This is a genomic window from Sphingomonas sp. (assembly GCF_035998645.1).
Lineage (GTDB): Bacteria > Pseudomonadota > Alphaproteobacteria > Sphingomonadales > Sphingomonadaceae > Sphingomonas.
In genome coordinates, this window is sequence record NZ_DASYHL010000003.1 from 865,900 (window position 1) to 876,673 (window position 10,774).

Sequence of the window (10,774 nt, forward strand, 5' to 3'; positions counted from 1 at the left end):
CGTAAAGCGCGGGTCATGGGTATCTTCGCGAACATCTTCACCTGGTGGAACGGATCCACCTTTGGAACCTGGGTCGGGCTGCGCGGCAAGGAGCAGGTCGGCGAGGACGCGCTCGGCAACCTCTATTATCAGGGCGGTGCCGACATGCATGGCCGCACGCGCCGCTGGGTAATGTACAAGGGGTCGAATGATTCGAGCCGCGTGCCGCCCGAATGGTTCAGCTGGCTGCACCACCAGATCGACGATGTGCCCGACCGCGCGCTGCCGCCGGTGCGGGTGTGGGAACAGCCTGCGCTGCCTAATCTGACCGGTAGTGCGCTCGCCTATCGCCCGCCTGGCGCGATGGAAAAGGGCGGCCATCGGGTCGGTGCGACCGGCGACTACGAAGCCTGGACGCCCGGCGCCTGATGCGCCGCGTCGGGATTGCCGCGCTGCTGTTGGCGCCGATCGCGCTTGCGGCGTGCGGGGGCAAGCCGGCGGAGAACAAGGCCGACGCCGTGGATACGGTCGAGGTCCAGCCCGAGGTTGCGGCGGGGGCCGGGGCGGAGGTGGTTACCGTCGATGCCGGGCCGACCGCCTCGGTCACGGGCGTGACCCCGATGGGCGAGCGCGTCGCGGTGCTCGGCCTGCTCAACAAGCGCAACGGTGCGGCGCGCGAGCTGACGTTGAAGCCGGGGCAGGCGATGCGTGTGGGGGATGTGATCGTCCGGCTGCGCGCGTGCGAGAGGACCGCGCCGTGGGAGACCGATCAGCTGACCGGGGCGTTTGCGCAGGTCGATATTCGTGGCACCGACGGCAAGTTCACGCGCGCCTTTTCAGGCTGGCTGTACAAGGAACGCCCGGCGCTCAACCTTGTGCAGCACCCGATCTATGATGTCTGGGTCAAGAGCTGTGCGATGACCTTCCCCGACACCGGGGGCGAGGTGGTGGGCGGCGGCGCTTCGGAGGATGCCGGGCGGTCGAGCGCGCCGAAATCGGCGGAAACCGACGCCGCGCCCCCCGCGGCTGCAGCGAGCCCGGCGGCACCTTCGCCGAGCGAGTCCGACAGCAACGACAGGTAGCGGTCGCGCGGGATCTCCACCGCGCCTAGTGACGCGAGGTGGTCGGTCATGAACTGGCAATCGAGCAAAGTGAAGCCGCCGATGCGCAACCGCGCGACGAGGGCGGCGATCGCGACCTTTGACGCGTCGCGGGCGCGGCTGACCATGCTTTCGCCGAAAAAGGCGCGGCCGAGCGCGAGGCCGTAAAGTCCGCCAACGAGGTGGTCGCCGTCCCAGCATTCGATCGAATGGGCAAAGCCGCGCCGGTGGAGCGCGACGAACACGCGCTCGATCGCGGGGTTGATCCAGGTATCGGGTCGGTCGGGCGCGCTTTCGGCGCAGAGCGCGATCATGCGTTCGAACGCGGTGTCGGCGGTGAGCCGGAAGCGGTCGCTGGCGAGTGTCTTGCGCAGCGAGCGGGCGAGGTGGAAGCCGTCGAGCGGGAGGATCGCGCGCTGGCGTGGCTCGACCCAGAAGACGCTGGGGTCATCGCGATGCTCCGACATCGGGAACACGCCCATCGCATAGGCGCGCAGCACCAGATCGGGGTCGAGATCGCTGGCGCGGGCGGTGTGCCGCGTCATTGCTTCTCTTTGCGCGGTTTGGCGAGGCGCTTTTCGATCGCCTGCCACAGCGTGTCGATGGCGCGCGCACCGGGGCTGCGCGGGGCGAAGGCGCCGAGCGGGGCGCGGCGGACCGCCATCGATTCGATCAGGCTGGCCATCGGGATGACGGGCCAGTCGGGATTGCGCTCCAGCGCCTCGGCGTGGAGCTTGCGGCGGCGGTCGACCATCGAATGGACCGGCATCAGTGGTACCTTTGCCTTGCCGCCAAGGTGCCGCTCGACCTCGTCCAGCGCGCGTTCGGAGAGTGGGGAGGGAATGACCGGCACGATGATCAGGTCGGCGGCGCGCATGACCTGTTCGCTGGTTTCGGTGAGGCCGGGCGGGCAGTCGAGGATAACCCGATCATAAGCGCCGCCAAGCTGGGCGAGCAATTTGGCCAGCCGTTTCTTCTTGTCGAGTTCGTGGAACAGCAGGTCGAGGCCGCGGAGCGAGGCATCGGCACCCAATAGGTCGAGGCGGTCGATGGCGGTCGGCTGAATGAGCTTGGCCGGTTCGACATCCTTGCTGAACACCGACTGGGCCACCGCCTTGCCCCCGGCGCCGCCGAGCAGGAAGGTCGATGCGGCCTGGGGATCGAGGTCCCACAGCAAGGTGCGGCGGGCCGAGCGGGTGGCGGCGCACCAGGCAAGGTTGACCGCCAGCGAGGTTTTGCCGACGCCGCCCTTCAGACTGTAGACCGCAATCGTTGCCACGCCGTCTGCTCCTCTCCGGCCCCCGGGGATAGCGTGACGCAGCGGCGGGGGGAGCGCAACGGGCCGGGTCGGCTGCGGGCAAAAAAAGAGCCGGTGTCGACCGGCTCTTTTGTTGGATTGGTGGTCGGAACGATCAGCCCTTGCAGGTGAGCGTGCCCTTGCCCGGAACTTCGACCGTCGCTGCGGTCGGGTTGCCGGTCAGCTTCCAGCCGCCTTCGGCGGTGAAGGGCTGGCCAGCTTCCGGCGCGGTCAGGCGGGTCTTGGGGCCGCCCTTTTCGGTGGCGACGGTGACCAGCTTGTCGCGGTCGAAGAACTCGACGAACACGAGCGCGTTGCCGGGCTGGCAGCGCATCGAGACGGTCGCCTTGATCGCCGGCGGCAGTTCGACCGGAGCGGCGTTCGCGAGTTGCGATTCCATCGGGTCGGGTGCGCGCTCGCTGAGCACTTCTGGTTCTTGGTTACAGGCGGAAAGCGCGAGCAGCGCGACCGCGGCGGCGGGGAGGAGACGCATGTTCATAGCGGCACTTTCCTTTGCGTACGCAGCATCGGGGGTCAAGATATAACGGATAACAGACACTCAACGCATATTGCGTCGCATCGTTACAATATCATGTTTCATCCGCATCCGTGCTTATACCCAGTGCGATTTTGAACCCTGCCAAGTCGCCAGGCGCAAAATCGCGCCGACCCGGGAGCCGGGCGGCGCGATTGCGAAGACAAAGGCGGTGGCGCTATTCCGCGCCACTGCAATAAGAAGTCAGGACAGGATACCGCTGTCGGTCACACCTGGGCCGCCGGCCTGGGTCAGTTCCTCGACCGCATATTCGGTGCAGCTGGGATCGGTCCAGGGGGTGCGGGCGTCATGGGTTTCGACTTCGCGCGGTGCGACTACATGGTCAGACATTCGGATTCTCCAGTCCTGTGTAATTCAGTGGCTCTAATGCCGTCTGACGGCAGCAATATTACGATCCGGTGTTCCCATCGCCCGCACCGCCATTGAAGGTCGCAGTCAGCGCCTCAACGGCGTATTCGGTGCAGACGGGATCGGCCCAAACCAGCGGCGCGGTCGGGGTGTCGGCTTCCACGGTGGCTTCGGACATTACAGAACTCCAGTCGTTGCGTCGTTCAGTCCCTACACGAACACTCATTATGGTCAACGACGGCGCGGCGACATGAAGGCGTACCGCGCGATTCAGTCGTTGCGGCGCTGCGCCTTACGGATGAAATGGGCGACGGACGCACCCCGCAACAGCTTGATCCGCTGGTCATAACGCTGGGCGTCGGTGACCCGGCCGGTGCCGGTATCGGCGGCGGCAAGTGCGCGCAGGGTCGGCATGGCGAGCAGGGTGTCGGCGGTGGGACTGGCGCGGTCGAGCTCGGCGGTGAGCGTGCCGCGCGCCTGTTCTAGCCGGGTCGGCCAGTCGGCACCCTGCAGCCCCTTGCCCGCCTGGCTGCGGATTTCGGGCGGGATGCGGTTGTCGAAGGCGCGGTGGTAGATCCACCGCGTCTGGCCATCGCGCAGCAGCAGATGCGGCGGGATGGCGAGGGTGAGGTCGATCACGCGGCGGTTGCCGGTCGGATCGCGCTGATCGACGCCGAAGCGGGCGAGCTGACCCTTGGCGGTCAGGCCCATGACGTCGGTGTGGCGCAGGATGCTGACGGCGAGGGCCCGCGGGCTGCGCAGGCTGGGCAAATGGAGGCCGTGGCCGAGCTGCTCCAGATGCGCGCGATAGTCGGGATTTTCGACCAGCGCGGGGTTGAGCGCGGCATAGGCGAGCAGGTCGCGCGGGGGGCTCTTGCCGCGGAACAGGCGGCGGAGCGCGTCGAGCAGGTGCGGGGGGAGCAGCGGGCCGATCGCGGAGGATGCGACGCGCTGCGCCGTCCACCCGCGCCGGTGGAGCGCGACGCCTTCACGGATCAGGGTGGGCCACGCGCCGGTGGTGGCGAGCAGGGGCAGCCGGTCGACCCCCTGCTGGCTGATCGTGGCGTTGCCCATGATGCCGACGAGCATCACGCGCTCGCGCCGGTCCTGCATCTGGCGGCAGATTTCGGTCATCCACACCTGATTGCACAGGTTGAACGGGGGATATTCGGCGGCGTGGAACTGCGCGTCCATGTCATCGCCGATCTGGCGGTCGGCTGCATCGACGCGGATGTGGTCGACATTGGCGTGACGCGCGGCGAGCAGCGCAGCGAGCGGGCCTTCGTCGAGCGTGCGGTCGCCCCAATGATCGAGCCGCGCGCCAGCGAGCGGCACATGGGTGTAGGCCGAGAGGCGCTGGCCGCGCTGTGCGAGTTGGAGCGCGGCGGAGGCGGTGACGGCGCTGCTGTCCATGCCGCCGCTGAGGTGGCTGCCGATGGGATCGTCGCTGCGCAGGCAGGCGGCGACTGCGGTGTCGAAGGTCGCGCGCATCGCTTCGACGTAATCGTCGTCGCTGCGCAGGCCGAGGTCGCGGGGGGTGTCCCAGTCGTACCAGGTCACCAGATCGATGCGGCCATCGGCATGGACGGTGACGCGCTGGCCCGGCTCGACCCGGCTGATCTCGGCGAAGAAGCTGCGCGGGCCGCGGCGGGGGGCGAGCGCGATACAGTCCATCAGGGTGAAGGCGTCGGGCGCGAGCGGGATGTCGGGGAGGGCGTGGAGCCCCTTGGCCATGGTCGCGAACGCGAACCGGTCGTGGGTCGCATGGTAGAAGAGCGGACGGTTGCCGAGGATGTCGCGGACCAGATGCAGGCGGCGCTGCTCTGCGTCCCATAGCGCAAAGGCGAAGTCGCCGATCAGCCGGTCGGGGGTATCGGTCTCCCAGCGCTCCCATGCGGCGAGGAGCAGGTCGGCGTCGGCGAGGGTGGAGAGTCGCTGGGTCAGGCCGAGCGCCTCGGCCAGCTCCGCGCGGTTGTCGAGCCGCAGATCGGCGACGAGGTGGAAGCGGTCGCGCGCGGCGAGCGGCTGGCGGTCGAAGCGGTCCTCCGGCAACAGCCGGGCGAGGCCGATGCCCAGTGCGATTGCGCCGTCATCCCACGTGCCCGCTCGGTCATTGCCATAGGGCAGCAGCGCGCGGCGCATTCGCGCAACGTCCTGCGCTGCATCCGGCCGCCCGTCGCGGTGCCAGATGCCACAGATCGCGGTCATGCCTCGCCGTCCAGGCTGAGGACGAGGTCGATCAGCGCATCGAACTGCGCGAAATCCAGCGGGCGGGCGACGCGATAGACCGGCACCTGCGCGGCGATGGCGGCGGCATGCTGCAGCATCGCACCACCGCGCCCGGCGGCGCTGGCCACCTCGCCGTAGTGGGTCAGGCGGGAGAGGACGGCGGTTGCCTCTCCGCGTGTGAAGCGGCGCGCTTCGGGCGCCGTCAGCTCCGGGGTCGGGGCGAGGACGAGCAGCAGGTCGAGCGGTTGGGGGGCGTCGAGAAACGTGTCGCCAAGGTCGATGTGAAACTTGTCGAACCCATGCTTGACCCGCGCGTCGTCGTCGGTCGGCACCGCGAGTTGTTCGGCGCTGGCCGCCCAGAGTTTGGCCGAGGGATAGGCGGGGTAGGCGAGGCGGGTGGCGGGGTCGATCAGCAGCTGATCGTCGCTGAGCAGCCGCGCACCGCGCTGGACCAGCGCGTGCACCATGGTCGATTTTCCAGCGCCACTATTACCGGCGATGCCGATGGTGCGCCCGTCGAGCGAGACCGCGCCGGCATGGAGCGGTGGGCGGCCGCGCTGATGCGCCAGTATCGTGAAGGCGGGGCCGAACAGGAAAGTGTGGACTTCCGCTGCGCTGAGGTTGTCGTCGTCCGCGACGATGATCGCGCGCCCGTCGCGGATGCGCAGCCGTGGGCCGCCCGGCGGGTGGAGGTCGATCAGGTCGGGGCCATGGATGGTGAACGGGCCAACCGTCCGGGTCGGAGCGGCGGGCGGATCGAATGCGCCGAAGGTGATGTCGATCGGGTCCGGTCGCTCAGGACCGACATCGGGGGCCAGATAGGGCAGCGGGCGCGGAGAGCGGACACTCCACCCGCCGACATGGTAGCGGTGCAGCGTCATGCGGCGCCGTGCCACGGCGCGGTCATGCCTCCCGTACCTCGATCAGCCCTTTTTCGGCGAGGTGCGTCAGGAAGGTGAGCACGCTCGACTGGATCCGGTCGAGCGGAGCATCATAGGCCGTTGCAAGATCGGCGCACAGCGCCTCCACCTGACGCGGCTGCGCAATGCGGGTCCAGATGTCGGACCCGATGGCATCGAATTCGAAATAGCGGCCAGACTGAATGTCGAGCAGCACCGCACTTTCGTCGAGCGAGGCGGCGAAGACCGCGGGGCTCACGACGACCCATTGATCGATACGCACGTTCACACGCTAACCTTGTAAGACCGCACGGACCGGTGTGCCGAGGCCCCGATAGAAATGGCGGCCGCAAGATGCAACCGGCGTGCGTCAGCGATCCACTTCATCCGCCCGGCGGAATCGCGCCTGGCCACGGGGGCTTCCGGCGATCGAGCACTTGCCGCGCGACTTTGAGCTTGCGGCCGTTCCTTGCTTCGGGCGGGTCGATTTAGCCGACATTCGCGGCTCAACACGCTGAAGATCAGCGGGTGCGGGAGGGCGTCGGCAAGCGCGGCGTCAGGTGAGAAAGAGGCGCAGCGCAAGCCAGGCGGGGAGCTTGGCGCGCAGGCCGACGGTGTGGAGCGGACTGGAGGAGGGCAGGGGGAGGATCGTCCAGTTCGCAGCGCTTGCCCCGAGCTGGCGCAGGCCGAGGCGGTGGGCGGTTGCGCCGTTGAAGGCGATCGCGCGCAGGTCGGGCAGGGTGGCGGCGAGGGTGGCGAGGTCGTTGGGTTCGGCGTGGGCGATGGCGGCGTCGCTGCTGCCCGGTCGCGTGGCACTGGCGACCGCGTCCCACAGGCCGATCCGGGCGTCGATGAGCGCGGCGAGGCGGTCTTCGTAGGGCAAGGCGGGGAGGTCGTCGCGCGCGATGACGGCGGCGATCAGGCGCCAGAACTGGTTCTGCGGGTGCGCGTAATATTGCCGCGCGGCGAGGCTGCGGTCGCCGGGGAGGCTGCCGCAGACGAGCACGCGGGTGCGGGCGTCGGTGACCGGCGCGAAGCTGGCCTTGCGGGGTGGGGCGGGGTGCGACACGGCGTGGCCCTTAGCATCCCAGCGGCGTCAGCGGGAGGGCGAGGCAAGCGTGTGGCGGTGCCCGCATAGTTTCGCTTGCTTGCGGGGCGGCGGGGGCAGTGCCTATGTTCCGGCCATGAAAGTTGCACAGGATACCATCGCGCTGATCGGCAACACCCCGCTCGTCCGGCTGAAAGGGCCGAGCGAGGCCGCCGGGTGCGACATTTTCGGCAAGTGCGAGTTCGCCAATCCCGGCGCGAGCGTGAAGGATCGCGCGGCGCTGTTCATCGTCGAGGATGCCGAGGCGACGGGCCTGCTCCAGCCGGGCGGGACGATCGTCGAGGGGACGGCGGGGAATACGGGCATTGGCCTCGCGCTGGTCGCCAATGCCAAGGGCTACAAGACGATCATCGTCATGCCCGAGACGCAGAGTCGCGAGAAGATGGACACGCTGCGCGCGCTGGGTGCGGAGCTGGTGCTGGTGCCGGCTGCGCCCTATTCGAACCCCGGCCATTTCGTGCACACCAGCCGCCGCATCGCCGAGGAGACGCCGAACGCGATCTGGGCGAACCAGTTCGACAATATCGCTAATCGCCGCGCGCATATCGTCGGGACGGCGGAGGAAATCTGGACCCAGATGGAGGGGCGGATCGACGGCTTTACCTGTGCTGCAGGGACCGGCGGGACGATTGCGGGCGTTGGCCTTGGCCTCAAGGAAAAGGACGAGAAGGTCCGCATTGCGCTGAGCGATCCGCATGGCGCGGCGCTGTATAACTATTACGCGCATGGCGAGTTGAAGGCCGAAGGGTCTTCGGTGGCCGAGGGGATCGGGCAGGGGCGGATCACCGCGAACCTTGAGGGCGCGCCGATCGATACGCAGTTCCGCATCGGTGACGATGAGGGGATGGAGTGGGTCCGCCGCCTGCTTGCCGAGGAAGGGCTGTGCCTGGGGCTGTCGTCGGGGATCAATGTCGCCGGCGCGGTGCATCTGGGCCGCGAATTGGGGCCGGGCGCGCGGGTCGTGACGATCCTGTGCGATACCGGATTCCGTTATCTTTCAACGCTGTACAATCCGGAGTGGCTGCGACTCAAGGGGCTGCAAGTGCCCGAGTGGCTTGATCGCGGGTAATCAAGGTACAAAACGGGGTTCGACAATCGGCTGTTAAGGCGTTACATTTATGCCACAGCTTATGAAGTCGATGCCCAGCGATCCTCAATCCAGTATGCAGCGGGTCCGCGTCGGACTGACCGGGCTTGCCACCGTCCTGCTGCTGATCGGCGTGGCGAGCGCGATCTTTTCGTCGGCGCGGGACGAGGCTCCGGTGCTCGCCGAGGGCGCGCCCAAGCCTGAAGTGGTCGCCAACATGACCGAGGGCATGGTGACCAACAGCGCCGCCGAGCCCAAGGACGAGCCGATCGCCGAGCTTGGCATCGCGCCGCGCACCGCAGAATCTCCCGCGTCTGATATCACGCCAGCCCCCGCCACCGGGGAATGAGCGCTCCACGCCCGCGACTCCGTGTCGTGCCGCGGGAATTTCCGGGAATTGTCGCCACTGTCCGCCCGTCCTGCCCGAACGGCGGCGGATCGCCCCATCTTGCCCTGCCAGTCCTGTGGAACAGAAGGTGTTCACTTAACGAATGAAGTGAAAACAGCGGTAAGGTGAGGCGCCAAGTGGGGCAAATTACCGCGAAATCCCGAGTTCAGGCATTGAAAACCCGGACTGCTTGCGATAGGCCAGCGGTTAACAGGGTAACCTTTATCGTCGGCCATCATGGGTCCGGGGCGTGCGATGGCGCGCCGCGACAGGCGGAAAGGCGTGCCCGGGAGGCAAGGGGCAAGGGTGGCACGCAGCGGCTACAGAGGGGTTGGCTTACAGCTGGTGGACGACAAGGGTCGTGTCGCCATCCCCGCCGGGCTGCGCGCAACGCTGGAGAAGAACAGCGGCCAGCCGACCGACAGCAAGGACGCCCGCGTCGCGATCCTGTCCACCCACGAAACCGACAAATGCCTGGTCGCCTATGACGAGCCCTTCTTTGACTCGCTGATGGAGCGGCTCGACGCGCGCGCGACCGAGTTTGCCGGCGAGCGCGGTCAGGCCGACGCCAATATCTGGCGCGACGGCGTGGGCACGAGCGAGAATATCGCGTTCGACCCATCGGGCCGGTTCGTGCTGCCGGGCATGCTCGGCCACCTCGCGGGCATCCCCAAGGGTAGCTACGCCTTTTTCATGGGCGTCGGCGCGACGATCGAAGTGTGGAACCCGCGCACCTTGCTCGACCACCCGACCATTTCCGAACAGATCAAGGCGGCGTGCCGCTATTGCCTGGAAGAGAAGGGGGTGGTGCTGTGACCGCGCCCTTCGCCCACGATGCCGTTAACCAGGATCGTCCACATGTTCCGGTGATGCTGGCCGAGGTGCTCGACGCACTCGCCATCGTGCCCGGGGAGCGCCATGTCGATGGGACATTCGGTGCCGGTGGCTACACGCGTGCGTTCCTCGAGCGGGGCGCCGAGGTGGCCGCCTTCGATCGCGATCCCGATGCGATCGAAGGCGGTCAAGCGCTTGTGAATGCGAGCGAAAATCGTCTGATCCTGATCCAGTCGCCGTTCTCCGCGATGGACCGGGAGCTGGCGGTGCGCGACCTGTCGCCGGTCGATGGCGTGACGTTGGATATCGGCGTGTCGTCGATGCAGCTCGATCAGGCCGACCGGGGTTTCAGCTTTCAGGCGGACGGTCCGCTCGACATGCGCATGGACCAGTCGGGCATGACCGCGGCCGAACTCGTTAACGAAATCAGCGAGTCTGATTTAACCACGATATTGCGGAATTACGGGGAAGAAAAACAGGCCCGACGTGTGGCACAAGCGATTGTGAAGGCACGGCCTCTCGCGCGCACGGGGGATCTGGCCAATGTGGTGCGGCGCGCCCTTGGGTACCGTCCGCACGAGAAGAAGGACCCGGCTACCCGGACCTTCCAGGCGATCCGGATTCACCTCAACCGCGAGCTCGACGAGCTTGAGGAAGGGCTGGTCGCGGCCGAGCGGGCGTTGAAGCCCGGCGGGCGGCTGGTGGTGGTGACGTTCCACAGCCTGGAAGACCGGATGGTCAAAAAATTCCTGCGCGAACGCAGCGGGAGCGAGCCGACGGGATCACGGCATCGCCCGATGGTCGCGGCGGAACAGGCGCCGAGCTTCGAACCGCCCGCAAAGGCGATCCGGGCCGGTGAGGATGAGATTGCGGTGAACCCGCGTGCCCGGTCCGCGACGTTGCGCGTCGCGCGGCGCACGGCGGCACCGGCGTGGCGTTGAGGAGGCGG

14 protein-coding genes and 1 pseudogene are annotated in these 10,774 nt (G+C 67.7%); 6 read left to right on the forward strand and 9 right to left on the reverse strand.

Going from position 1 to position 10,774, the window contains the following annotated elements; genetic code table 11:
- The first annotated feature begins 15 nt into the window (after nucleotides 1–15).
- Together VGN66_RS08035 and VGN66_RS08040 are read left to right on the forward strand one after the other, a co-directional pair.
- Nucleotides 16–408, forward strand: coding sequence for an NADH:ubiquinone oxidoreductase subunit NDUFA12 (locus VGN66_RS08035; protein WP_224923441.1), 393 nt, complete (start codon nucleotides 16–18; stop codon nucleotides 406–408).
- 191 nt (nucleotides 409–599) lie between these two features.
- Nucleotides 600–833 (forward strand): annotated as a pseudogene (locus tag VGN66_RS08040) (DUF2155 domain-containing protein); the annotation flags it as partial.
- Nucleotides 834–868: 35 nt separating this feature from the next.
- Here VGN66_RS08040 and aat read toward each other — a convergent pair.
- The 9 genes from aat to VGN66_RS08085 all read right to left on the reverse strand — a co-directional run bounded on the left by aat (nucleotide 869) and on the right by VGN66_RS08085 (nucleotide 7,477).
- Nucleotides 869–1,624, reverse strand: a complete 756-nt coding sequence (aat, locus tag VGN66_RS08045; protein ID WP_327518317.1) for a leucyl/phenylalanyl-tRNA--protein transferase — start codon at nucleotides 1,622–1,624, stop codon at nucleotides 869–871.
- A complete protein-coding gene (locus VGN66_RS08050; protein WP_327518318.1) occupies nucleotides 1,621–2,358 on the reverse strand; it encodes a ParA family protein in 738 nt (245 codons plus the stop codon). Before VGN66_RS08050 ends, aat begins: the two co-directional genes overlap by 4 nt.
- Before the next feature lie 133 nt (nucleotides 2,359–2,491).
- Nucleotides 2,492–2,869, reverse strand: coding sequence for a hypothetical protein (locus VGN66_RS08055; protein WP_327518579.1), 378 nt, complete (start codon nucleotides 2,867–2,869; stop codon nucleotides 2,492–2,494).
- A gap of 246 nt (nucleotides 2,870–3,115) precedes the next feature.
- Nucleotides 3,116–3,262 (reverse strand): hypothetical protein, encoded by a 147-nt coding sequence (locus VGN66_RS08060; protein ID WP_327518319.1) that lies wholly within the window; start codon nucleotides 3,260–3,262, stop codon nucleotides 3,116–3,118.
- 58 nt (nucleotides 3,263–3,320) lie between these two features.
- Nucleotides 3,321–3,458, reverse strand: coding sequence for a hypothetical protein (locus tag VGN66_RS08065; RefSeq protein WP_327518320.1), 138 nt, complete (start codon nucleotides 3,456–3,458; stop codon nucleotides 3,321–3,323).
- A gap of 92 nt (nucleotides 3,459–3,550) precedes the next feature.
- Complete coding sequence (locus tag VGN66_RS08070; RefSeq protein ID WP_327518321.1) at nucleotides 3,551–5,488, reverse strand: asparagine synthetase B family protein; 1,938 nt, start codon at nucleotides 5,486–5,488, stop codon at nucleotides 3,551–3,553.
- The gene (locus VGN66_RS08075) at nucleotides 5,485–6,405 is read right to left on the reverse strand and encodes a hypothetical protein (protein ID WP_327518322.1); all 921 of its coding nucleotides are present in this window, start codon (nucleotides 6,403–6,405) and stop codon (nucleotides 5,485–5,487) included. Before VGN66_RS08075 ends, VGN66_RS08070 begins: the two co-directional genes overlap by 4 nt.
- A 7-nt stretch (nucleotides 6,406–6,412) precedes the next feature.
- Entirely contained in the window at nucleotides 6,413–6,697 is a 285-nt protein-coding gene (locus VGN66_RS08080) for a PqqD family protein (protein ID WP_327518323.1), read from the reverse strand.
- Nucleotides 6,698–6,964: 267 nt separating this feature from the next.
- A complete protein-coding gene (locus tag VGN66_RS08085) occupies nucleotides 6,965–7,477 on the reverse strand; it encodes a DNA-deoxyinosine glycosylase (RefSeq protein ID WP_327518324.1) in 513 nt (170 codons plus the stop codon).
- Nucleotides 7,478–7,592: 115 nt separating this feature from the next.
- On the opposite strand from VGN66_RS08085, the gene VGN66_RS08090 reads away from it, so the two are divergent.
- The 4 genes from VGN66_RS08090 (at nucleotide 7,593) to rsmH (ending at nucleotide 10,766) form a co-directional block, all read left to right on the forward strand.
- Complete coding sequence (locus VGN66_RS08090; RefSeq protein WP_327518325.1) at nucleotides 7,593–8,585, forward strand: cysteine synthase A; 993 nt, start codon at nucleotides 7,593–7,595, stop codon at nucleotides 8,583–8,585.
- Between the two features lie 49 nt (nucleotides 8,586–8,634).
- Nucleotides 8,635–8,952 carry a hypothetical protein gene (locus VGN66_RS08095; RefSeq protein ID WP_327518326.1) on the forward strand — a complete coding sequence of 106 codons (318 nt, stop codon included), beginning with the start codon at nucleotides 8,635–8,637 and terminating at the stop codon, nucleotides 8,950–8,952.
- A 384-nt stretch (nucleotides 8,953–9,336) separates the two neighbouring features.
- Nucleotides 9,337–9,807: a division/cell wall cluster transcriptional repressor MraZ gene (locus VGN66_RS08100; protein ID WP_327518327.1), complete on the forward strand. Its 471-nt coding sequence runs from the start codon at nucleotides 9,337–9,339 to the stop codon at nucleotides 9,805–9,807.
- Entirely contained in the window at nucleotides 9,804–10,766 is a 963-nt protein-coding gene (rsmH, locus tag VGN66_RS08105; protein WP_327518328.1) for a 16S rRNA (cytosine(1402)-N(4))-methyltransferase RsmH, read from the forward strand. The genes VGN66_RS08100 and rsmH overlap by 4 nt, the downstream gene beginning before the upstream one ends.
- Nucleotides 10,767–10,774 lie beyond the last annotated feature (8 nt).